The following is a 24,736-nucleotide window of genomic DNA, read 5'->3' on the forward strand; positions in this document are numbered from 1 at the left end:
AGGCCTGCCTGCGATACTGCCTTAATAATAGTCCGGTTAATGAATTTCCGGTACCTGCTCCTACCAATATGGATTCCAGTCTCCGCTTTTTCTTCTGAGGGCTTCCAGATAAAAATAGTCCCCCCAGGTATTGCATTCATCCACACCTCTGTTTTTGCAGGTATTTTCATTGGAACTTCTGGCATAGGTTCCATGAAGCAGCAGTCCGTTAGACTGTCGGATACTGACAACGCTGCATCTTTCTATCAGGGCACACAATATTTTGTCTGCCGCCATGCAGTATTTCTCTGCTTCTTCTTTTTCCAGATAATCAGCCATTTCATAAATGCCGCAGACGGCAATTGCTGCTGCAGAAGAATCTCTGGGCTCCAGGCTTCCCGTATCAAAATCAAAGTCCCAGTATGGTATAAGATCCTGGGGCAGATGCTCCAGAAAATAGTCTGTAACACTTCGGAATATCTCTAAATAAGATTCTTTTTTCCGGTAACGGCAGCTCAGCGCCACACCATAAATTCCCCATGCCTGCCCTCTTGCCCATGCAGAATTATGGCGGTTTCCCTGATGGGTTACCCCATATGCCGGTTCCCCGGTTTCCGGATTTATAAAATAAGTATGGTAGGTGGAGTGATCCTTTCGCAAAATGCATTTCATTGCTGTCTCCATGTGCTTTTCGGCTTTTTGCGCATAATGTTCCTCTGCGGATACTTCTGTTGCCCAGTATAACAGCGGCAGATTTAAAAGGCAGTCTATGATCAGCCTGTAATTGTCCTTATCACCTACATTTCCCCAGGCCTGTAAAAATTCTCCTGTTTCCCGGTAGCGTGATGCCAGGTGGTCTGCTGCTAAAAGCGCAGCACGTTTTCCTTCTTCGTTTCCGCATATTTTATTTGCCGCCACGCAGGACAGGCTGTACAGAAATCCCATATCATGGTAATTTACATCAATCTTTTCTTCTATTCTGTGCAGAAAGCTTCTGACCTGTATTTCTGCTGCTTTTTTAAAAGCAGGATCTTTGGTAAACTCGTATGCCAGCCAGATTTCCCCGGTCCAAAACCCTGTGGTCCACTCAACATTTTCCGTCTGCTCGTAAAAACCGTGATATGTATTAGGCGATTGAAAATGATCGGTAAAATCCGTCAGGTTTCCTTTTATAATGGATACTGCATTTTCTACTGCAGTGGTAAGCTGCTCCTTTGTAACGCTTTTATAATTTTGTAATGCTTCGAATGTCTGCGCCATAGTTACCTCCTCTATCTATTTCTTTCCTTCTCCACTATTTCATTCATTCTCTGCTATTTTATCCTTTGATACCGCTTGCCGCCACTCCTTCTACGAAGAATTTCTGGCAGAAAATAAAGATGATTACCACCGGAATCAGTGCACATACGGATGCTGCCATTATTAAGGCATAATCTGCTGCATACTGTGATATAAACATACGGATACCAAGCTGGATCGTCTTCAGTTCTGTACTGTTTAAATAAATCAATGGCCCCATAAAGTCATTCCATACATTGACAAAGGTAAAAATAACCAGCGTTGCGATACCCGGTTTTGCCAATGGAAGACAGATTCTGGCAAATATACGGTATTCCCCCAATCCATCGATTCTGGCAGCCTCTGATAATTCTCTTGGGATACTCATATAAAACTGACGCATCAGAAATACCCCGAATGCAGAAAATGCCTGCAGCATAATCAATCCCACATGTGTGTTATTCAGCCCCATTTTTGACATTAAGGTAAACTGGGGAACCATGTATACCTGCCACGGAACAGCTATGGTGGTCACATAAATTAAAAATAAAACATCTCTTCCCTTAAATTCCATTTTCGCAAAGCCATATGCCGCAAAACAGCTGGTTGCCAACTGAATTAACGTGGTAATGACCGTCAGCTTGATGGAGTTTTTAAAGAATGTCAGCAGAGGTATTTTATCCCATATCTGCCTGTAGTTTTCCCATTGAAAACTTTCCGGAATCCACTTCATCGGTATGCTGAAGACATCTTTATTTAACTTTACGGAAGAAATCAGCATCCAGTAAAAAGGGATAATCATAATCACTGCCAGTAGAGTGAGTCCTGCATAAACTGCTATTTTTTTCTTATTACTTTTATTCTCCATCTTACTTCCTCCTCTACATATAGCTGGTGAACTTCTTTTCACCTCTGAACTGAACCAGAGTTACAACCAGAACAATCGCAAACAGTATAATTGCACTGGAACTGGCATATCCGAACTTAAACTCTACAAACGCCGCATTATAGATATGGTTTACCAGTACATTCGTAGACCTGCCCGGCCCGCCCTGAGTCATTACATATATTAGGTCAAATACTTTAAAGCACTGGATGGTAAGCATCATTACTACGAAAAATGTGGTAGGCTTCAGCATCGGAATGGTGATATAACGAAGCTTTTTCCAACCCGTAGCGCCATCCAGGCTGGCTGCTTCGTACATTTCCTTTGATATTCCCTGCAGCGCCGCCAGATATACAATCATGTAATATCCCATGTATTTCCATATACTGACAATAATAATTGCCGGAAGTGCCCACACGGTAGATGCTACCCATCTTGGCGGGTTTGTAAGTCCGATTACTTTCAGCATTTCATTTATTGGACCGAAATCAGGTTGAAAAAGCATGTTCCATACCGCTCCTACCGCTACTAAAGATGCGATATACGGGAAGAAGAATGCGGTTCTGAATATCACAATTCCCTTTATTTTACTATTTAAAAGCACCGCGATTAAAAGGGCCGCCGCTACGGTTAACGGCACCGTTCCGATAGCATAGAGTACGGTGTTTTTCAATGATATTAAAAAGGTGCTGTCCGATAAAAGTCTTGAAAAATTCTCTAATCCAACAAACTTCATCGGAGAAGCCGACCCGTCCCATTCCATCACACTCAGTACAAAAGAGAAACACACAGGTATGAAAATAAAAATAAAATAGCCGATAAAATTAGGTAAAATAAAAGAATATCCTACCAGATTATTCTTAATTTTGCGCTTTTGTTTCATTGTTAATTGCATCTTTTTTCCCCCTTTTCCCAAAAAAGTTTCAAAATATAAGGGCTCTCTGAAAACAGGGGATTTCCCGGTATTCAGATGCCCTTTCCATATTTGGTTGTTATTTGTTTATTTATTATTTTCCTTCACTTCTTTTACGCGCTCTGCCATATGTGCCAGTCCGGTATCCACATCCTGCTCACCGATCATGATCAGATCATGTTCTTCTTCAATGGCTTTACGGATTGCTTCGATATTTTTATCCAGGGGGCGGTCAAAGACCATGCCTTTTAACGTAAGTGCATCCTTACAGTCTTTTGGAAATCCATCTGTGGATACCAGTTTATCCATAATTGCATCATTCTGAACTGCAGTAAGCATTCCATTTTCCGCTAGTTTTTCCGCTGTCTGACCGCTTGTGGCACATTTTACAAACTCCCATGCCAGATCAGGCTCATCGGTTTTTGCATTGATTGCAATTGGAGTAACAGCACCCACGGAATTTCCTGCTTCTACATCCTTTGGATGTGGTATGGTGGCAAATCCCCAGTTAAAATTTGTCTCTCCCGATTTCTGTGCCTGAATCATGTTGGCTATAAACCAGGTTCCCATGGGCATCATCGCACACTGCTGCTGCTGGAAGACGCTGGTATAGTGCAGGTTGCCGGTCTTAAGGGTCGCATAATTCTGAATAACTCCCTCATCCTGCATACGAAGAGCCTGCTCGTAATATGGTTTTAAGAAAGAATAGTCATCCGCAACCAGAGTATGTTTTCCATCCTGTAATGCCCAGTTACAAACCAGCCCCATCCATATATGGTTATGGGTTCCGAATACTTTCTCACTTCCTTCTCCGCTAGTCATCTTCCCTGCCAGATCTTCGTATTCATCCCAGGTCATATCATTGGATGGATAAGGAACACCTGCTTTGTCAAAGAGATCTTTATTATAAAATAAAACATACCAGTCTGAGCGATAAGGAAGTGTATAATAACTTCCGTCAATCTGAAGTTTCTCCGCCGTATTATTATAAATTGACATGTCCAGGTTATCTTTCTTGATATATTCATCCAGATTTAGGATTTGTCCCTTAGCCTGCATGGACAACTGGGAGCCCATATCTTTTACAAAGATTATATCCGGGTCAGCATCCCCGCTTGCCAGCATTACGGTCAGCTTGTTGTTATATTCATTTGCAGCAGTATCTATAATTTCCACTTCTACATCCGGGTATTTCTCCTGAAATGTTTCCACGGCAAGCCGAAACTGGGGAGAGATGTCGTTATCCCAGGTGGTAACCGTTAACTTTTTCTTTGTCCCCTCTTTGGCATTTTCACTTGCTGTTTTTTCGTTGGATGTATCTGCCGCCTTATTGCCGCATCCGGTAAATGCAGTCACTGCTATCGCAGATGCCAGAACTACTGCTGCTGCCTTTTTGAATCTCATACTAGAAACCTCCCTTTCTTATGGATAATGTTTAACTCACTGCTTTATCCTTGAGACTAATATAACAAATTCAAGTCCCGGATTAAATGGAAGATCCCTATATTTCTATTACTATCTTACACTGGTCTGGAAAAAAAATATTACTATCTTCAGATCCTTGCACTATTTTCATATTCCTTCGGTGTAATGCCCGTCACTTTTTTAAATACCTTGCTGAAGTAATAAGGATTTTCAAATCCCAGCATATCGGAAATCTCATACATCATATATTGGTGTTCCTGAATCAGGTCTTTTGCCTTCTCAATTTTAATCCAGGCCACATAATCCGTAAAATTGCTTCCGGTCTGCTTTTTAAAGATACTGCTTAAATATCCCTGACTGATTCCGGTTGCTTCTGCCGCCATGGCAAGTGTTAGCTTTTCCTGATAATGTTCTGTCACATAGCGGCGGATCCTTTCAATAACGCGATCCGATTTCCCGGATGCCCGCCCCTCCATGACCTGACAGATTTTATCGCCAAAAGTTTCCAGCCACATGAGAATATCGTGAAGGCTCCCAATGCGTTTCAGCTTTTCAGCCATCTGCATCGTATCTGGAAACTTTCCTCCCGGAATTTCTTCTGTCCCCTCGTAAAATGGTACTACAAATGTATATAGATTAATACAGGCATTGACTGCCTGTTTCCGCGCCGGCGTAAATTCCCGGAACAGACTAATCAACTGACTGATAATTTCTTTTACTCTGACGCTGTCATTTTGTCCCAGGGCAAGTGTCATATCTTTTTTCAGAAAGGTGATGTCAAAATTCCGGTTCTGTTCCTGATAAGTCTGCAGATCGTCACGGTAAAAAATAACCGGTGACTGCATTTGGTAATAGTAAGCCTCCATACATCTTTCCAGCTGGGGCAGATATCCGGGAAGCCCATGGATATCTTCTGCCGCAGCCGTAACAGCTGCCACTGTCTGCATCCCAAAGTAATCTTCTACTACGGAAATCATCTTCTGACACATCTGGGTAATCTTATTTTTGGTTTCCTGTGCATCCCCACCCGAAACAATCATTAAAAATCCGGTCTCTTCCCATTCCAGAATACTGGAGAAGCGAAAGAAGCGCTTTACCATTTCTTTTAAAATATTTTCTGTATAGGACATTGCTTTTTTTCGGTCTTTTTCGGAAAATGACTCCTGAAAGTAGGAACTGGAATTATTCATACGCAAAAGTATCATAACCGGAGTATTATAATCCGCCATCAGATTTTGGTATTCACCGTCTCTTTCTTCCAACGTTTCTTCCAATAATAATTTCCGGAATAAACTTTCACAGTTCTGCTGCATATGTATCGTATCTTTCCCGACATTTTCCGGACTGCTGCCTGCTGCCCTGTTTTTCTCACATTCCCTGACCGCACGTTTCAGACTTTCAGCCAGTGTATCTTCCGTCAGCTCTATTTTAACCAGATAATCCGTTGCTCCAAACTTCACCGCCTGCTTAGCCAGGCTGAATTCTTCCAGATTTGTTAAAATAATAAATGCTGCCTGGCTTTTTGCTTCCCGGCATCTTTTCATCAATTCAATTCCATCCATGGCCGGCATTTTAATATCCGTTATTATGATATCCGGATTAATTTCTGCAATCTGCTCCAGTGCGTTCTGTCCATTTGTTGCCTTTCCAGCAATGATGCAATTGTAATCTTCCCATTCAATTAATGATGTTACCCCTGCCAGGATTAATGGCTCATCATCTACTATCATCACACGGTACATTCTTTATCTCCCTCTTACATTTCTAAAGGCAGCATCACGGTAATCTGTGTGTATTGCCCCGGTTCACTTTGTATGGAAAGTCCGTAAGATTCCCCATATACAAGTTTCATTCTTCGATCCACATTTGGCAGTCCAATGCCGCTCATGGAACTGCTTTTCACCGTTTCTGTATCTTTTAACAGCTGCTTTGCTTTTTCTTTATCCATTCCGATTCCATTATCTCTCACCGTAATGCACAGATCCTGCCCCTTCTTTACCGCCTTTATCTGTACCAGACCATTTCTTCCGCTGGGCTCTATCCCTGAGAATATGGCATTTTCTACCAGGGGCTGAAGGGTCAGTTTGACTATTTTCGCCTGATACAGCTCTTTTGGTTCCACATCGATCTCCACATCGAACAGTTCCACATACCGCACCTTCTCGATTACGATATAGTCAGCCAGAAAATCCAGCTCCTGCTTTAATGTTATCTTCTCATTAAATCCTTTAGCCATATTTTTAAGCAAAGATGACAGCGAGGTAACCACTTTCACAATGCCGCTGTTTTTCTGAATGATTGCAATCCACCGGATAGAGTCCAGGGTGTTGTACAGAAAATGAGGGTTAATCTGTGCCTGCAGCATCTTAATCTCCAGATTCTTCTTCTCTTTTTCACTTTCTACCTTCATATCCACCAGCTCTTCTATCTTTGCGGCCATATGGTTGACACCTTTCCCAATGGTACCTATCTCATCCTCACTTTCAATCTTAGGATCTACTGTGAAATCCCCGTGTGACAGCAGTCGTATATGGGATACCAGTTTATCTATTGGTTCGTTAATACGTTTGGTAAAGAATGAGGAAAGAACCATTCCAATGCTGATGCAGGAGGTGAAAATCAGCAGGATGATCATCAGAATCATAAAACTGTTGTTGACTACCCTGTGCAATGGCAGAATCTCGTATACCAGAATCCCGCTCTTTGGATTCCTGACATAAGAAACCATGCATTTTTCTCCATTCATCTTCATTCGGAAAGTATCTTTTCCGGATCCCTGCTGTAACAGCATCCGGATAAATGCTTCGTCCTCCCCGACGCTCTTTTCATTCACTGCAGCCACCGTCTTTCCCGTGGCTGTCACTACTGCTATGCGGTTCTCATGCTGCACTTCTTTTAAGGCATCCCGAAATAATTTTGCCGAAATGCCCAGAAATACCCAGCCATCCCCGCTGTAGGATGAATTATTATTTACTTTTCTTAAAAGAGGCAGCAGTTTTTCACTTTTTCCTCCCCAAAAGGGCGAATCTACCATATCCAGGACATACAGTTCTGTAGACTTGGATAATTCACCTGCAAACCAGTCAGCCGATCTAAGTGCCTGTGGATCATTGCTGCTGCCCGGCTCATATCCTGCCTGGACAAAATCATTCTGCTCGTTTAACACCATCAATTTTGCAATATATTCACCATAGCCTGAAACTGCACAGTAATCACTGATCGTCCTGGTGTAATTCATAGCTTCTTTTCTGTTCCTGGCAGATGCTTCAAGATCCAGCTTCCCAAGATTCATGGTACTTCGTTCCGCACAATTCAGAACAATATTCATCATTTCTTCATATCCCATGCCAAAGAGTCCCGCAAAGCCTTCCACTTCATGCTCCAGTGCGGTAACCGCTATCTCTCTGGCATTTCTGCTGGAAATCAGATAACTGCAAATACAGGAAAACAGGGCAATTGTACTGACGATACATAAGTTATAACGGATGAGGCGGGCTTTAATGGTCTTGCCTAAGATCTGTTCTTTCCAATTGTTTTTCATACACACCTCTCCTCTATTATCTTTTATATGAACCTATTGTAAAACATCAGCAGATGGTTTGTCCATACTGTCCGATTGCTTTTTTTCTAATCCCGTTTTATAATAAATTCACAAGATGCCGGCATTGACCGATTCTTAAAAATTTTAAGGAGTATCCTATGAATTATTTTTCCATGCTTATAAAACCTGCCTCATCACTTTGCAATATGCGCTGCCGCTATTGCTTTTATTACGATGTTGCCAGTCACCGGGAAACTGCTTCCTATGGTATCATGGCAGCAGATACCGTGGACTGTCTTCTGGCTAAAACGTTTGCCGGGGTAAAATCCCCTGCCTCCATCAGCTTTACTTTTCAGGGCGGGGAACCTACCATGGCAGGACTATCATATTTTACATATTTTACGGAACAGGCAGAAAAACTGGCGCCTACCGGGGTGAAAATTTCTTATTCTATCCAGACCAACGGTATCGTGATAGATGAAAATTGGTGCCGGATGTTTGTGAAATATCATTTTCTGGTGGGATTATCTCTGGACGGTCCCCGGGAAATTCACGATTATCAGCGGCTTGGCAGCAACCGCAAGGGCACCTATGACCAGGTAAACCATACCTTAAAGCTTTTCCGAAAGTATGGCGTAGACTTTAATATCCTGTCCGTAATTACAAAACAGACCGCTAAAAAACCCCAGACTTTATTTCAGTTCTATCTAAAACAGGACTTTAAATTTGTTCAGCTGATTCCCTGCCTGCGCCCTTTAGATTCGGATCTGACTGCTCCTCATGACCTGGATCCTAAGGGTTATGCAGAATTTATGAAGCGCTTCTTTCTGCTGTGGTATGAGGAATTAAAAAAAGGACGCTATGTCAGTGTCCGCCAATTCGATAACCTTGTATGGATGCTTCGCGGCCGTCCTGCGGAGCAGTGCGGATTAATGGGCTTTTGCACACCCCAATTTGTTCTGGAATCCGATGGGAGCGTCTATCCCTGCGATTTTTATGTACTGGACGAATACAAAAGCGGCAACATCTTAACTGACAATCTCGAACAAATAAAAAGCAGCCCGGCCACCAGGAAATTTTTAGAATATAATACGGAGATTTCCTCATTATGCGAAACCTGTAAGGTAAAATCCCTCTGCGGATGCGGCTGTAAACGCTACCGCCCATTTTATAATCAAATCAAGGATTACTGCCCCTATCAGGACTTTTTGTACGAAGCTTATCCCAAGCTGTATGAGATTGCGCAGACAATGTAAGAAAGGAGCCCCTCATGACACTGAAACACATGCGTATCCTGGCTGCGGTCTGTGACTGTGAAGGTGTTACGGCAGCGGCACAAAAGCTTTTTCTGTCCCAGCCCGCCGTCAGCCTGGCAATCAGGGAACTGGAAGATTATTACGGAGTTCCTTTATTTGAACGGATTTCAAGAAAAATGTATATAACAGACGCGGGCAGAAAAGCCTACAGCTATGCCACACATATTGTGTCTTTATTTGATACCCTGGAAACAGAAATGCGTGACTGTGATAATATCGGCACCCTTCGTATTGGCGCCAGTATGACTCTTGGCACACATTATATGCCCCGTCTGGTAAAAGCATTCCGGGAAGAATATCCCCATATGAAAACAGAAATCCTGATTAACAGCTCTGATATCCTGGAAGAAAAAATTTTACAAAACGAACTGGACTTCAGCCTTATAGAAGGGCCAATCCATGCGGACAGTATCTTTGGTGAATGCCTCTGCGAAGATGAATTATGCATCATCTGCAGTAAAACAAATCCCCTTGCCGTGAAACCTCTGATCACACTGACTGAGTTCTCCGGACAGCCATTATTATTACGTGAAAAAAACAGCGGAACAAGGGAAATCGTTGACAGCAGCCTGCTTCTTAAGAACCTGGTTCTTCATCCCGTATGGGAGAGTACCAGTACACTTGCTTTGATTCATGCAGCTGCCAATGATCTGGGCATCACCATTGTACCTGCGCAGTTTGTAGATGATGCCCCCCAGTATCGGGATTCCATATGTAAAATAAAAGTTGAGGGATTATCTTTCCTGCGCAAATTCCATATTATTTACCATAAAAATAAGTTCTTAACAAGTTCTGCAAAGCACTTTATTGAGTTGTGCAAAAATCTTTTTCAGGATGAAAATGCAAATCGTATGCATTCTAATTCGTAACTACAGGGAAAAACAGACAAATGCACGTTCCGGCACTTGTCTGTTTTTGCATATTGTTATTTCGGTAATGATATCTTATTATATTTTCATTGTCAGAGAGATTCTTTTCTTAGGCAGATCTACGCTTAACACTTTTACCTCTACAATATCCCCAACGCTTACAACATCCAGCGGATGTTTTACAAATTTCTTATCACTCATCTGGGAGATATGCACTAAACCGTCCTGATGCACACCGATATCCACAAAAGCCCCGAAATCAATTACATTTCTGACAGTTCCTTTAAGCGTCATTCCCGGAGTCAGGTCTTTCATATCCAGTACGTCACTTCTCAGAATTGGTTTTGGCATTTCGTCACGTGGGTCACGTCCCGGTTTTTCCAGTTCTTTTACAATATCCCGTAAGGTAATCTCACCTACTTCTAAGTCAGCTGCAAGCTTTTTATAATCCCGGATTTTCTTAGATAATCCGTCAAGCCTGCCTGCCGTGATATCTTCCACACTAAATCCTAAAGTTTCCAGAAGCTTTTTAGCCGCATCGTAACTCTCCGGATGGACACTGGTGGCATCCAGGGGATTTGCTCCTCCCGGTATTCTCATAAAGCCGGCACATTGTTCAAATGCCTTTGGTCCTAATTTTCCAACCTTTAATAACTGCCTGCGGTTTGTAAATCTGCCATTTTCTTCCCGGTAGGCAACAATATTTCTTGCAATCACTTTGGAAACGCCGGAAACGTATTCTAAAAGGGATGCGGATGCGGTATTAAGATCCACTCCAACTTTGTTTACGCTGTCTTCTACTACACCGCCCAGAGCTTCACTTAATTTTTTCTGATTCATATCATGCTGGTACTGTCCCACACCGATAGACTTTGGATCGATCTTAACCAGTTCCGCCAGAGGATCCTGAATTCTTCTTGCTATGGAAGCGGCACTTCGCTGTCCCACATCAAAGTTTGGAAACTCTTCGGTCGCCAGCTTGCTTGCTGAATAAACAGAAGCTCCTGCTTCATTTACGATTACATACTGCACCTGCTCGTCGATCTCTTTAAATAATTCTACGATAATCATTTCTGATTCCCGTGATGCCGTTCCATTTCCTACTGAAAATAAAGTAATTCCATATTTCTTAATCATTTTCTTAAGGGTATCTTTTGCCGCTTTTATTTTCGCTTCGGAAGTAGGTGCCGTAGGGTAGATTACCGTTGTATCCAGCACTTTTCCGGTTGGGTCAACGACTGCTAGTTTACAGCCGGTACGAAACGCCGGATCCCATCCCAGGACTGTTTGTCCGGCAATTGGAGGCTGCATAAGCAGCTGTTCCAGATTTTTGCCAAATACGCTGATGGCTCCGTCTTCTGCTTTTTCTGTCATTGCATTTCTGATTTCTCGTTCTATTGCAGGACCGATGAGACGTTTGTAACTGTCTTCTGCCACATCTTTTAACACCGGTACTGTGACCGGATTCTCTTTTATGATAATCTTCTTCTCCAGATATTGCAAAATGCGTTCCTCCGGAGCTTCAATTTTCACATTCAGGAACTTTTCTTTTTCCCCGCGGTTCAGAGCAAGGGTTCTGTGCCCTGCTACTTTACAGATGGCTTCTTCATAATTATAATACATCTCATATACAGATTCTGCCTTTTCATCTTTTGCCGCAGATATGATTCTGCCTTCTTTTTCCGTGATATTTCTTATGTAAATACGGTAATCTGCTTCGTCAGAAATATTTTCGGCGATGATATCTTTTGCACCGGCAATGGCATCTGCCGCAGTCAGTACTTCTTTTTCCTCGGATATAAATGCCTTTGCTTCTTCTTCCAGCGGCTTTGTGGTCATTTGCAGGAGAATAATATTTGCAAGGGGTTCCAGTCCCTTTTCTTTCGCAATTGTGGCTCTTGTCCTTCTCTTCGGACGGTATGGGCGGTACAGGTCATCTACCACTACCAGGGTCTCTGCCCCAAGAATCTGTTTCTTTAATTCTTCAGTCAGCTTTCCCTGCTCTTCAATACTGGATAATACCTGCTGTTTTTTCTCTTCCAGATTTCGCAGGTAAGTAAGCCGTTCGTAAAGCTTACGAAGTACTTCGTCATTTAAGGATCCGGTTGCTTCTTTACGATACCTTGAAATGAATGGTATGGTATTTCCCTCATCTATTAATTTTACGGCAGCTTCCACCTGCCATAGATCTACTGACAGCTCTCTCGCCAAACTTTTATTAATATCCATGTTTATCTCCTTAGCTATGTATATTGGAATGTTTCCCAATTGTTTTTATTCTTTGGCTATTATACTTCAAAACCCGGAAGCGGGCAAGGAATTTCTTGTGTTTCAATTTTTGTTATGTTATTATAATACAGAATATCAAATGCGAAGGAGCGTTTATTATGGATTACGAAAATTACAATAATCAGGGGACTCCCCCTAATAATTACGGTACCCCGCCAAATAATTACGGACAGAACCCTCCGCCCGGTAATTACGGCCCCGGTCCCGAGTCAAATTCATTTTCAACTGCAGCTATGATTCTGGGAATTATATCCCTGGTGACATCCTGCTGCCTGTATATTTCCATTCCGGTAGGCGCGATAGGCATTATTCTAGCCTTACTGTCGAAAGGCAGCTCAACCCGTATGGATTCCCGGAGTAAGACGGGACTTGGAATATCCATTGCCGGAATCGGCATCAGTGTTTTTATGATCATTGCCGTTTTGGTGAGCAACACTTATATGGGAAATACAACCTTCGAAAAGATGTATCAGGATTATTTAGATTATTATGGATATGATAGTTCATCCGATGGTTCTTCCGGCGGCTCTTCCCAGCAGCCAGACCAGAATTCACAGGACCTGGAAGACTATTTTAATAAATATTTCAACGGCGGCGACAACATGCCGAAGATCAAAGAAAATCCCAAATCCAGTGTAACACCGGTTCCCAATGATGCCATATAAGCATTTCTGGTTTATGGGACTACGGAATCATTGGATATTTCCAAATGATCAGGACTGCATTTTTTATTAGAAAGTTCAGTATTATAATGATTACCGCAATATGGATATACCTGTCTCTGTAGAACATGCCAATTTTGCACCGTCCTTTTGAGAGGATTTCAATGGTATTTGAAATCATGAACCACAGGTATATTACCACACCATACACCGCCACCGGATGGTAATACAAGGATTTTAGGAAATGGCCTTCCATTAAGAAAGAGAATGCGCGGGTTCCTCCGCATCCGGGGCAATACAGCCCTGTATATTTATGTACCAGGCAGGGCAGTAAAAAGGCTCCCAACTGTATGTGAAATGCTTTTACCAGGATAGTCAGAATACTTCCCAGTATCAAAAATATCCAGCCGATTTTATATAAACTTTTTCTTTCGCTTTCCTTCTTCAAGGTAATACCTCCAGTCTAGGGCATATATGAAAAATGCTCTGAACATTGTATAAGTAAGTTTTGCTGTACCAGTATAACATAGGACTGCTAAAGTTGCAAAATTTTGCATCCGTACTGCTGCGATTTGACAAATATATTCAGATAGGAGTATACAAAATGAAACGTTCATCATCAGAACTAAAAAGTATAGCAAAAGGGAAGCTCCTTGGCAATTATTCCGTACCAATGGGCGCCGTGATTATTTTCTTTGTTATCACTTTTATAATTACTTTTTTCAGCACTTTTACTTTATTAAGAACCTTTACTACATCCGGGCTCATTGTCAGTTACCTGTGCGAATTTATTGTTTCGATCCTTTTAGGCGTTCTTTCTGCCGGAATGTCCAGCCTGTTTTTAAATCTCTGCCGAAATAAAGAATATAAAATCGGGGATATCCTGTACGGGTTCCGGAATTATCCGGACCATGTGATTGCAATTCTAATTCTTTTATTTCTCATGGTATTGGCATGTTTCCTGCCTGTAATCTTATTGGCAGTGTTAAGCAAGGCTCTGGATCTTCTGGTTCTGGACCTGCTGCTGATCCTGTTTGAGGTTATCGGCGTAGTTGCATCAATTTTTTTAATGCTGTCTTATTCTCAGGCAGTATATTTATACATTGACGATCCGCATATGAAAGTAATGGATGCTCTCCGGGAAAGTAAGGAAATGATGCGTGGAAACAAAGGCCGCCTGTTTTACCTGATCATCAGTTTCATCGGTCTTCTGCTGCTCAGTGTCCTTTCCTGTTATATCGGACTCCTTTGGATTGCTCCATATATGAATACAACACTCACTTTATTTTATATGGATCTGCGGGGTGAACTGCCTCCGGCTGCAATGAATTAAACTTTTCAGACAAATAAAAAGAGCAGAAATTCTGCTCTTTTTATTTGTCTGATTTTATGTGCATCTATCTGATTCTTCTATATTTCAGACAGTCCAAATGCCTCATGGCAGGCACGGAGAGCTTTTTCACCATCCTCCTGGTCTACCAGTACAGTCACACGGATTTCTGATGTAGAAATCATGTTAATATTCACTCTGGCATTGTACAGCGCTTCGAACATTTTCGCAGCAACTCCGGGATTTGACATCATACCGGCACCTACAATTGACATCTTTGCCACTTCTTTCTGACAGGTAATTTCTTTTGCAGTAATACGGTTTTTATTGTCCGTCAGAATTGCAATTGTCTCATCTGCTTCATCTTCATCTACCGTAAAACTGATATCCTTTGTTCCCTCACGTCCAATCGACTGCAGGATAATGTCTACGTTAATATGTTTCTTTGCCAATGTATCAAATAATTTGAAAGCAATACCTGGTTCGTCCTTTAACCCCATTACTGAAATTCTTGCAGCATTTTTATCCAAAGCGACACCGCTTACCAACATTCTTTCCACGCTAACTTCCTCCTTAACCACAGTTCCTTCTGAATCATTTAAGCTTGAACGCACTACCAGGGTTACTCCATATTTTTTCGCCATCTCTACGGAACGGTTATGAAGTACGCCGGCGCCCAGTGTTGCCAGGTCTAACATTTCATCGTATGTAATCTCTTTCATTTTTCTGGCATCTTTTACGATACGGGGATCTGCTGTGTACACGCCATCCACATCCGTATAGATCTCACATGTATCTGCATGCAGCACTGCTGCCAGCGCCACTGCCGTCGTGTCTGATCCACCACGTCCAAGAGTGGTATAATCATCATATTTGTTGATACCCTGAAAACCTGTGACGATTACAATCTTGCGGCTTTCCAATTCATGTCTGATTCGTTCCGTATCAATGTTCTTGAGCCTGGCATTTCCATATGCCGATGTGGTTTTCATTCCTATCTGGAATGCATTTAAAGAAATTGCCGGAACACCTAAAGCGTCCATCGCCATTGCCATAAGCGATACAGAAGTCTGCTCTCCTACGGTAAGAAGCATATCCATTTCTCTTTTTGAAGCTCTTGGATTAATATCTTTCGCCTTGGCAAGCAATTCATCCGTTGTCTTACCCATAGCGGAAAGAACGACTACCACGTCATTCCCTTTTTGATGTTCTTCAATACATCTTCTTGCAACATTTAGAATTCTGTCTTTGCTGCCTACAGAAGTACCGCCAAATTTTTTTACTACTAACATATTTTTCTCCTGCGTCTTCATTTACTTTGGGCTTCCCCGGAAATACAAAACTCCCGGATATGCCATTTCGCTTTATTTAGAGAACAAATATTCCATCATCAGGTGCCCTTTGGCAATGTCGTTTCCACTATCCTTTGCTTCTGCCTCATTATAGTTCCATGTCTCATTTCCCGGTGCTGTACTGTCATACAGCAGATACGGCACAGGATCAGAAGTATGTGTACGTACGCAGATCGGCGTCGGATGGTCAGGAAGTACCAGCATACGGTAATCTGCACCAGCTGCATCCATTTGTTCCTTTACGTATTTTATCACACGTTCATCTAAAAATTCAATAGCCTGAACCTTTTTTTCTACACTTCCCTGATGGCCCATCTCGTCCGGTGCCTCTACATGTATATACACGAAGTCATAGCCGTCTTTTAACAGTGCATCCGCTGCCGCCTGCGCCTTGCCTTCATAATTGGTGTGCAGGCCTCCGTTTGCGCCTTCAACCGTAATATTATCCATTTCTGCTCCTACTGCAATCCCTTTAAGCAAATCCACAGCGGAGATCATAACTCCCTTTTTATGGAATTTCTCTTCGAATGAGGATAACGCAGGTTTCGTTCCTGCCCCCCAGAACCAGCAGCTGTTCGCTGGATTTTTTCCCTGTTTCTTCCGTTCGATATTAATCGGGTGGTTCACCAGGATTTCATAACTCTTCTTCTGCATTTCGGCAAGTACGCGATCCTCCGGAAGATGCTTTCCGATTACCTGCCCCAGAACATCATGAGGCGGTGTTAACGCAACTACGTTCCCCTGATTCCAGATCAGACAATGGCGGTAACTGGTACCAACATAGAATTTATAACGCTCATCTTCCAGTGCTTCCCGCACTGCATTCAATAACACTGCTGAATCTTCTGTACTGATTTCACCTGAGCTGTGATCAATGATTGTCTTCTCTTCATAAGGCTCCTCTTCCGAAAGCGTTACCAGATTACAGCGGAGGGCTACATCCGTTGCCTGCATCGGCACACCGATGCTGAGCGCTTCCAAAGGAGATCTTCCTGTATAATATTCTTTTGGATCATATCCCATAACGGAAAGATTCGCGGTGTCACTTCCCGGGCTCATTCCCTGTGGAATTGTATGGAGCATTCCTATCTCAGATACTTTAGCTAAAGCATCCATCACAGGAGTTTTTGCATATGCAAGCGGTGTTTTTCCGCCTAACTGATCAATCGGTTCATCTGCCATTCCATCGCCTAAAACTACAATATATTTCATATTATCACCTATTGCATACTGCAGGCAAACCTGCAATATTGCCGCACTTAAGCGTTTTTATTAACGCCCTTAACAGGCTGAAAGCATCATCGTGCGGGTTTCCTCTCTGCTTTTCTAATTTTCTTTCAGCCCGGCTAACCATATTTTGAATTTAAACAGCAATACAGCCTTGCACCGGAGGCAGATGTCCTTTGGTATCCTTCCGCTTAGAAGGTACTTTCTGTTCATTTGCCGTCAATGCAACGCTGTAAGCTTATCTCATTCTGATTCTATTAATAACAGTTCCAAGTTTCGCTGCCTTCGCACTGTATTCAGCTTCTGACAGAATCTCTGTGGTAAATCCAAATTCGCCTTCTACTCCCGAAACTATCACCGGTTTCACTGTTCCGAAAATTTCTTCGATCTTAGCAAGATCATCCTGTTGATTTCCTTTTACACGTACAAAGAATTTTCTCTGGGAATTACTGATGTCGGTAAGTTCCAGCTTATGGCTGCTCCAGAATGACATAATACTTCTATGCAGATGCTTTGCTGCATCTACCACGTCAGATACTACTGCACTTGCTGTAGGCAGTTTTCCTGCACCGCTTCCATAGAACATTGCATCTCCCAATACGTTTCCATGTACAAATATTGCATTAAACACACCGTTAACGCTGAACAGGGGATCCGTTGGTCCCAGCAATACCGGTGCTACCATAGCATAAAAGCTCTCTCCCACTTTTTTACTGAAAGCCAAAAGTTTAATAGTCTTGCCAAGGGCTTTTGCATATTTGATATCCGTTGCCGTGATTTTTGTGATACCTTCTGTGTAGATATCTTCAAAATCAACCTGTTTCCCGAATGCAAGAGAAGATAAAATAGCTATTTTACGGCAGGCATCATGTCCTTCCACATCCGCTTCCGGATTGCGTTCTGCATAACCCATTTCCTGCGCTTCTTTTAATACATCTTCAAATTCAGAACCTTCTTCGATCATTTTTGTCAAAATAAAGTTGGTTGTTCCATTTAAAATTCCTGTAATTTCATCAATTTCATCTGCAGTAAGTGATGAATTTAACGGGCGGATAATCGGAATCCCCCCACCGCAGCTGGCTTCAAACAAAAAGTTTATATTGCGGTCTCTGGCAATATCCAAAAGTTCTGCACCGTGTTTTGCCACTAATTCTTTATTGGAAGTACATACACTTTTTCCGCTTAATAGTGCTCTCTTTACAAATGTATACGCCGGTTCAACCCCACCCATAACTTCAACAATAATTTTGATTTCGGGGTCATTTACCACAACTTCATAATCATGTACGATTTTATCCTGGATCGGATCTCCCGGAAAATCCCTTAAATCAAGGACATATTTAATATTAATCTCTTCTCCGGCTTTTTTATTGATGCTGCTGTGGTTGGTGTTGATAACCTCCACTACACCCGAACCTACTGTACCGTAACCTAACACTGCAATCTGAATCATTTTTTCCTCCTATCTGCATCGACCATGATGCTGTCAAACCATTTATATGTATGTTACTCTCTGCCTAATATTTTTAAATAGTGAACACCTATTTTATTCTCTATTTCTTCTACCATCTTGGATACATCGTCTGTAGTGGGTAAAATATCTACGCTTAAGGTAAGCGAAGCCACTCCGTTGATCGGGATACTCTGATGGATCGTAAGAATGTTGGCACCGAACTGGGCAACTATTTTCAATACATCTGAAAGAAGACCCGGCTCATCATCCATCTGTATTACAAAGGTAATGGTCTTTCCTTTGGCATTATCGTGAAATGGAAATATATCATCTTTATATTTATAGAACGAACTTCTGCTAATGCCTACACGGTCTGTCGCCTCCTGAACCGTTTCCACACGTTCCGACTCTAATAACCGCTTCGCTTCCACTACCTTTAATAACACTTCCGGTACCGCCTTCTGCTTAACAACAAAATACTGACTTTTTTCCGACATTGGAACCTCCTCGTGTTTGCTTCACAAATACATTTGTATTCACAAGGAAGATACTAACATATTTAGATTAGAAGTGCAATAGTTTTTTCTAATTTACCCAAGAGCCTGTTTGAAAATGCTCCATGACAAATAGGGTAAACTTAGGAAGTTCGGTTTTCTAAGCATCACAAATTCTTCATACTTTTCTTCAGGTTAATTTCAGCATTGGATTGTATGATTACAACGAGTGATTTGATACCTGTTCACTAACTGATACCAGAAAGGATGATTGTATGAAAAATAAATTAATTGCCCTGTTATTATGCGTTACCGTTTCATGTACCCTGCTTGGAGGATGCCAGTCTTCTTTGGGCAATGCCCAGAATGATTCTTCCGGCAGCTCTTCAAACGTGGAAACAGGTGCAGAAACTGCTGACAGCTCCCAGAGCGAAACCACAAGAGACGATAATGCCATAACCGGTCAGGTTACAGCCATAGATGGGAATACCATAACTCTTGCACTTGGAGAAAGAGCAGCCAGACCGGACGGCGATTCTACTCCGCCGGGAAATGGAGAAAAACCTTCTGAACCCACCAGCGGGGACGCTGTCCAAACAGAGGATAGTGATGGGACTGGCGGCACTCCTCCTTCCGGTGATAATGGCGGCTCTCCTCCCTCCGGCAATGGCGGGGGACCCGGCGGATTAACCCTTACCGGAGAAGAAAAGACAATTACCATAGATGAAAGTACAACGATTACCAAAGACAGTATGGGACAGAGCAGTGACGCAACCATTGATGATATCACGGACGGAACAATTCTGACTGTCATCATGGATGGTGAAACCGTTGTTTCTGTTACCATCTCCGACTTCGGCGGGGGAAATGGCGGAGGGCGCGGAGGTAAAATGAATGACGTCACTGAAGAATCCACCGATCTGAACGGCTCCAAAACGGTTGATGGTACCGAAGAAACTTCTGATGGAGATACGGTATCTTCCAATACTGCCAACGAAAATACCATTCTAGTTAAAAATGAAGGATCTTTCACGCTGGATAATGAAACGGGTCCAACGGAGGAAGTTCCTCCTAAAATATCCTAAAATAACCATATTCTTACTTGACTTCATCCCATGTATAGTGCTAAAATAAATATCCTTTCTACCAAAAAGCAGCCGCTCACGACTGCTTTTTCTTAAAAGTAAATATTTACCACAACGGGTTCCCTTGGCAAAATCCAAGGGGAAATGGGTCTGTCCCCCGGACTCTGTCGCTTGGCAAGATATTTGAAGTAACATATTAACTGTTGTTTCCAAAATATTACTACCAGGAGGTTTACCATGATTCAAGTGGAACACTTATGCAAGACCTTTCGGGTCGCAAATCGAAATGCTGGGCTGGCGTCTGCCCTGAAAGCTCTTTTTCACAGACAATACCGTGAAATCAAAGCGTTGAATGATATCTCATTTACAATCCCTGATGGCGAAATGGTGGGCTATATAGGCCCCAATGGTGCCGGCAAAAGCAGCACAATCAAAGTATTAAGCGGAATACTGACACCTGACAGCGGAACCTGTCTGATTAATGGACGTGTTCCATATCAGGAACGGACAGCACATGTAAAAGAAATCGGAGTCGTTTTCGGACAACGCTCCCAGCTGTGGTGGGATGTTCCCGTCATTGATTCTTTTGAATTACTGAAAGACATCTACAAGATACCGGAGAACATTTATCGAAAAATGAAAGATGAACTGGCTGCCCTTCTGAATCTTGAAGATATTATCAAAACCCCTACCAGACAGCTTTCCCTGGGGCAAAGAATGCGCTGTGAAATTGCCGCCTCCCTTTTACATAACCCCAAAATTTTGTTTTTGGACGAACCAACTATCGGGCTGGATGCAGTCTCTAAGATTGCCGTTCGCAATTTTATTCTAAATCTTAATAAAAACCATAATACAACAATTATTCTGACAACGCATGATATGCAGGATATTGAAGCCCTCACAAACCGCATTATGCTGATTGGCAAAGGACGTCTTCTAATGGATGGCTCTCTCCGGGAATTTAAGGACATGGCTTCCGAAAACGAGTCTCTGGACGAACTGGTTGCCCGACTCTACCGGCAATATGAAATATAGGAGGTAATTCATGAAACAATACCTCTCTTTTTTTCGGATGCGCTTTATTACCGGACTTCAGTACCGGACAGCCGCTTTGGCTGGTATCTCCACCCAGTTTATCTGGGGAGCCATGGAAATTCTTCTGTTTCAGGCATTCTATCAGGCTGATGCTGATGCCTTTCCCATGTCTTTTCAGGCTCTGACTTCTTATGTATGGCTGCAGCAGGCATTCTTGGCCCTGTATATGTTCTGGTTTTGGGACAATGATATTTTTGATTCTATTACCAACGGAAATGTATCATATGAATTATGCCGTCCTGTGGACCTGTACACTATGTGGTTTACGAAAAATCTGGCATCTAGGCTTTCCAAAACAGTCCTGCGCTGCTTTCCCATACTGGTTCTGGCGTTTATCCTGCCTGCTCCATATGGTATCCGGCTGCCTGCTGATCCGGTTACCGGACTGCTGTTTCTTTTATCCATGACACTTGGACTTGGCGTAGTCGTATCTCTTTCCATGGTCATATATACATTGGCATTTTATACGATATCTTCACAGGGGATTCGGATGATTACCACTTCCCTGGCTGAATTTCTCTCCGGAGCAGTAATCCCTCTGCCATTTTTACCGGAAAGAATTTCTTATATCGTAGAACTGCTACCCTTTGCTTCCATACAGAATGTTCCCCTGCGAATTTACAGCGGAGACATTGCTGGAAGCTCTCTTGGCCGGGCCATTGCTTTACAGGTATTCTGGCTGATACTGTTAACCTCAGCCGGAAAGCTTCTAATGCACAGAGCATTAAAGCAGGTGGTTGTTCAGGGCGGTTGAAAGGAGCATTTACATGAAACTATATATACACTATTTATCAATACATCTTCGCAGTATGATGGAATATAAAGTATCCTTTTTACTCACTATAATTGGACAGTTCCTGGTTTCTTTCAACGTCTTCCTTGGCGTATACTTTATGCTGCAGCGTTTCCATCAGATCGAAGGCTTTTCATACAGTGAAGTCCTTTTGTGTTTTGCCATTGTACTGATGTCGTTCACCCTTGCTGAATGTTTTTTTCGAGGTTTTGATACCTTTGCATCAATGATTGGAAATGGTGAATTCGACCGCATACTGGTACGTCCTAGAGGCGCGATCTTCCAGGTACTCGCAAGCAAAATAGAATTAACCCGTATCGGGCGGCTTTTACAGGCAATTGTAATGCTGATCTACGGCATATCCAATATCCATCTGCACTGGACCTTTCTGCGGGTTCTTACGTTAATCCTTATGATTTTGGGTGGTGTTGCAACTTTTGCCGGGTTATTTATCCTCTATGCAGGGCTTTGCTTTTTTACGTTGGAAGGACTGGAATTTATGAATATTTTTACAGACGGTGCCAGAGAATACGGAAAATATCCCGTGGCTGTCTATGGGAAAACAGTACTTACGATCTGCACTTATATTGTGCCTTTTGCCCTTTTTCAGTACTATCCTTTTCTCTATCTCACAAGGCAGAATATACCTGCCTATTATTGCTTTCTGCCGTTATTAACCATACTTTTTCTCATTCCCTGCTTCTTTGTGTGGAATCTTGGGATGCGAAAGTACAAGTCAACCGGTTCCTGATTCTTTTGGCAGACGACTAAAAAAAGACCATTACAACTGAAAATTCAGCATCTGTCATTGTTAGATATATGCTCTAAAATCAATGACCGTTGAAAAATCCATTTGTAATGGTCTCTTATTTTATTAAAATCCTCTGCCGCCACCGCCAAAAGTTCCGCCGCCGCTGGATGTGTGGGTGGATGACATTCCTCCGCCGCCGGATCCTCCGGAATCATCATTTTTGGGTATATGCCTCTGGGTAACAACCTGATTTGTAAAGTGGTCCGACTGATTGGTTAAATTCAATCTGCCTTTTTGTTTATACGGATATGTGTAACTTCCCCACTTAAGTTTGTACCTGCCTACCGTAAACCCACAGACACTACCTGCCAGAATCAGTGCCGCACCAACTGCTATTACCCAGTCAATGGGGCGCAGACTGAGGTATCGTGTGATCTCCCCGGTCTCGGTATTTACTGTATACTGATCTGATGGAATTCCCTTATCCATATATTTTTGTGTAGCATCCACCATACCGCTCAGGCATTTATAATATTCATCAGCCTTGATATATGGGTATGCCGTATCTAATACACTCTCTATCCGGTCATCTGTCATGTAATAGATCATATCATGCGCCGTTGAAATATAGATTTCCCGGTTATCCATGTCAATTAAAAAAGTCGCTCCGCCTTTGGCTTCCCCATCGTCATAGAACCCATGATCCATGTAAAAATCATCTGCATATTCCCTTGCGGATTTCCCCTGGGCGTCATTCGTAGTTACAACCACAAAATTCATTTTATATTTTTCCCGCAGTGTATTCGTCTTCTGTACCAGATCTGCTATCTGATCCTCACTAAGCAGCCCTGCCTCATCAAATACCTGGCTGCCAGAAGAAGCAAATGCCCCCATTCCCGTTGTCAGCAGCAGCAGAAATACAAGACAAATCCATAGAAGAATCTTTTTTTCTTTTACCATATGAAATACCCTCCTAACAATAATATTAAGAATACGGGTATTGCAATGGCTGCAAACATCATTGCCACTTTTCCATAGTCTATCGGAAGTTCGCCGCAGATATTTTTCGTCTGTCCATTCATGGCATAGTAATACATCTTATTGTCTTTGCCTTTATATGTAAGAACCCATACAGGCAGCAGTATATATTTCCAGTGCTCTGCCGGTGTATCCAGGGCAAGTTTGGATGCTTTCACCGTGGTATATCCGCTAATACTGTCCTTTAAAATATTTCTGGAGTAATCGCTGATTTCTTTACGGATCTCATCTTCAAAATCTCTTTTCTCCATGTCTCTTTTTTCCGCCTGAAAACCGGATAAATATCCCATAGAGAACTTTTGCAGGTCATTTAACATAAAAGGCTGTACACCTTCAACAAGCTTTCTGTTTTCCTTATTTAAAGCATTCTTCGTAAGTTCTTCAAAGTGCAGGTTTCCCTCCCGCTCAACATTGTAGAATCTGGTCTCCGTAAATTCGGTTTCACCCAGGCGATAGACACGTACATTCGTCGCAGCAGCATCCAAGCGCCCCATCACATCGCATTCAAACATCCAGAAAGGGAAATACACTCCGGATATCTTCTCGATCTGATCCTTACTGAAAAATGACTTTGGTACAAACTTCTTCTTTTTCATGTACTCCAGAAAATGAGCCACTGCTTCTTTTTTATCCACTTTAAATGGTATAATATGATCCGGTTTATAATCACCGGAAAGTTTTCCTTCCAGAACCACAGGATTGTGACAATAGTAACAGAACGTTGCGGCTGTTGTTTCATCCGTTACAATCTGAGCACCACAGCTGGGGCAGGAATAGATAAGCCCTTCCTGGCTCTCCTGTCCTTCACCTGACTGCCTGCCGGATTCTTTCTCTTCCTGTGCATTCAAAATCTCTTCCGTAAATTCTGAAAGGCAATATTCACATTTGTATTTTTGGGTCTTGGGATCAAAACGAAGATCCCCACCGCAGTTTGGACATTTGTAACTAACAACTGCCATG

The 24,736-nt window shown here is 42.4% G+C and carries 22 protein-coding genes; 8 read left to right on the top strand and 14 right to left on the bottom strand.

The features are described from left to right. Positions 1-60 precede the first annotated feature (60 nt). The 6 genes from QR40_RS28695 to QR40_RS28720 form a co-directional block, all read right to left on the bottom strand. Complete coding sequence (locus QR40_RS28695) at positions 61-1,239, bottom strand: glycoside hydrolase family 88 protein (protein WP_044297849.1); 1,179 nt, start codon at positions 1,237-1,239, stop codon at positions 61-63. 58 nt (positions 1,240-1,297) lie between these two features. Beyond that, entirely contained in the window at positions 1,298-2,125 is an 828-nt protein-coding gene (locus QR40_RS28700) for a carbohydrate ABC transporter permease (RefSeq protein WP_044297850.1), read from the bottom strand. 13 nt (positions 2,126-2,138) lie between these two features. Beyond that, a complete protein-coding gene (locus QR40_RS28705; protein WP_027296428.1) occupies positions 2,139-3,038 on the bottom strand; it encodes a carbohydrate ABC transporter permease in 900 nt (299 codons plus the stop codon). A 105-nt stretch (positions 3,039-3,143) separates the two neighbouring features. Then, positions 3,144-4,460, bottom strand: a complete 1,317-nt coding sequence (locus QR40_RS28710) for an ABC transporter substrate-binding protein (RefSeq protein ID WP_044297851.1) — start codon at positions 4,458-4,460, stop codon at positions 3,144-3,146. A gap of 149 nt (positions 4,461-4,609) precedes the next feature. Beyond that, a complete protein-coding gene (locus QR40_RS28715; protein WP_027296426.1) occupies positions 4,610-6,223 on the bottom strand; it encodes a response regulator transcription factor in 1,614 nt (537 codons plus the stop codon). Between the two features lie 14 nt (positions 6,224-6,237). Continuing rightward, positions 6,238-8,022, bottom strand: a complete 1,785-nt coding sequence (locus QR40_RS28720; RefSeq protein WP_044297852.1) for a sensor histidine kinase — start codon at positions 8,020-8,022, stop codon at positions 6,238-6,240. 158 nt (positions 8,023-8,180) lie between these two features. On the opposite strand from QR40_RS28720, the gene QR40_RS28725 reads away from it, so the two are divergent. Both QR40_RS28725 and QR40_RS28730 read left to right on the top strand, forming a co-directional pair. Beyond that, entirely contained in the window at positions 8,181-9,278 is a 1,098-nt protein-coding gene (locus QR40_RS28725; RefSeq protein WP_027296424.1) for a radical SAM/SPASM domain-containing protein, read from the top strand. Between the two features lie 14 nt (positions 9,279-9,292). Then, positions 9,293-10,207, top strand: coding sequence for a LysR family transcriptional regulator (locus QR40_RS28730; RefSeq protein ID WP_044297853.1), 915 nt, complete (start codon positions 9,293-9,295; stop codon positions 10,205-10,207). Positions 10,208-10,285: 78 nt separating this feature from the next. On the opposite strand, the gene QR40_RS28735 is transcribed toward QR40_RS28730, so the two are convergent. Then, positions 10,286-12,436 (bottom strand): Tex family protein, encoded by a 2,151-nt coding sequence (locus tag QR40_RS28735; protein WP_027296422.1) that lies wholly within the window; start codon positions 12,434-12,436, stop codon positions 10,286-10,288. A 158-nt stretch (positions 12,437-12,594) separates the two neighbouring features. Between QR40_RS28735 and QR40_RS30475 the strand changes: the two genes are divergently transcribed. After that, positions 12,595-13,161, top strand: coding sequence for a DUF4190 domain-containing protein (locus QR40_RS30475; protein WP_052431114.1), 567 nt, complete (start codon positions 12,595-12,597; stop codon positions 13,159-13,161). Positions 13,162-13,180: 19 nt separating this feature from the next. Here QR40_RS30475 and QR40_RS28745 read toward each other — a convergent pair whose 3' ends face one another. Beyond that, entirely contained in the window at positions 13,181-13,606 is a 426-nt protein-coding gene (locus QR40_RS28745) for a DUF2752 domain-containing protein (RefSeq protein WP_044297854.1), read from the bottom strand. Between the two features lie 156 nt (positions 13,607-13,762). Here QR40_RS28745 and QR40_RS28750 point away from each other — a divergent pair, with 156 nt between their 5' ends. Continuing rightward, positions 13,763-14,491: a DUF975 family protein gene (locus tag QR40_RS28750; RefSeq protein ID WP_027296420.1), complete on the top strand. Its 729-nt coding sequence runs from the start codon at positions 13,763-13,765 to the stop codon at positions 14,489-14,491. A gap of 77 nt (positions 14,492-14,568) precedes the next feature. On the opposite strand, the gene QR40_RS28755 is transcribed toward QR40_RS28750, so the two are convergent. From QR40_RS28755 to QR40_RS28770, 4 genes are all read right to left on the bottom strand, one after another. Further along, positions 14,569-15,780 (bottom strand): aspartate kinase, encoded by a 1,212-nt coding sequence (locus QR40_RS28755; RefSeq protein WP_027296419.1) that lies wholly within the window; start codon positions 15,778-15,780, stop codon positions 14,569-14,571. 72 nt (positions 15,781-15,852) lie between these two features. Then, the gene (locus QR40_RS28760; RefSeq protein WP_027296418.1) at positions 15,853-17,052 is read right to left on the bottom strand and encodes a cofactor-independent phosphoglycerate mutase; all 1,200 of its coding nucleotides are present in this window, start codon (positions 17,050-17,052) and stop codon (positions 15,853-15,855) included. Positions 17,053-17,305: 253 nt separating this feature from the next. Further along, positions 17,306-18,520, bottom strand: a complete 1,215-nt coding sequence (locus QR40_RS28765) for a homoserine dehydrogenase (RefSeq protein ID WP_044297855.1) — start codon at positions 18,518-18,520, stop codon at positions 17,306-17,308. Between the two features lie 53 nt (positions 18,521-18,573). Beyond that, entirely contained in the window at positions 18,574-19,017 is a 444-nt protein-coding gene (locus tag QR40_RS28770) for an ACT domain-containing protein (RefSeq protein WP_027296416.1), read from the bottom strand. Positions 19,018-19,289: 272 nt separating this feature from the next. On the opposite strand from QR40_RS28770, the gene QR40_RS28775 reads away from it, so the two are divergent. The 4 genes from QR40_RS28775 to QR40_RS28790 all read left to right on the top strand — a co-directional run bounded on the left by QR40_RS28775 (position 19,290) and on the right by QR40_RS28790 (position 22,738). Beyond that, entirely contained in the window at positions 19,290-20,099 is an 810-nt protein-coding gene (locus QR40_RS28775) for a hypothetical protein (protein WP_044297856.1), read from the top strand. 237 nt (positions 20,100-20,336) lie between these two features. Continuing rightward, on the top strand, positions 20,337-21,134 hold the full coding sequence (locus QR40_RS28780; protein ID WP_027296414.1) for an ABC transporter ATP-binding protein: 798 nt from the start codon (positions 20,337-20,339) through the stop codon (positions 21,132-21,134). A gap of 10 nt (positions 21,135-21,144) precedes the next feature. Then, positions 21,145-21,948: an ABC transporter permease gene (locus QR40_RS28785; protein ID WP_044297857.1), complete on the top strand. Its 804-nt coding sequence runs from the start codon at positions 21,145-21,147 to the stop codon at positions 21,946-21,948. Between the two features lie 13 nt (positions 21,949-21,961). Continuing rightward, positions 21,962-22,738 carry an ABC transporter permease gene (locus tag QR40_RS28790; protein WP_027296412.1) on the top strand — a complete coding sequence of 259 codons (777 nt, stop codon included), beginning with the start codon at positions 21,962-21,964 and terminating at the stop codon, positions 22,736-22,738. A gap of 123 nt (positions 22,739-22,861) precedes the next feature. Here the strand turns inward: QR40_RS28790 and QR40_RS28795 are convergent, their stop codons facing one another. Together QR40_RS28795 and QR40_RS28800 are read right to left on the bottom strand one after the other, a co-directional pair. Continuing rightward, positions 22,862-23,698, bottom strand: a complete 837-nt coding sequence (locus QR40_RS28795) for a TPM domain-containing protein (protein WP_044289721.1) — start codon at positions 23,696-23,698, stop codon at positions 22,862-22,864. Then, positions 23,692-24,735: a TFIIB-type zinc ribbon-containing protein gene (locus QR40_RS28800; protein WP_027296410.1), complete on the bottom strand. Its 1,044-nt coding sequence runs from the start codon at positions 24,733-24,735 to the stop codon at positions 23,692-23,694. Before QR40_RS28800 ends, QR40_RS28795 begins: the two co-directional genes overlap by 7 nt. Position 24,736 lies beyond the last annotated feature (1 nt).

This window comes from Robinsoniella peoriensis (assembly GCF_000797495.1).
Classification (GTDB): domain Bacteria; phylum Bacillota; class Clostridia; order Lachnospirales; family Lachnospiraceae; genus Robinsoniella; species Robinsoniella peoriensis.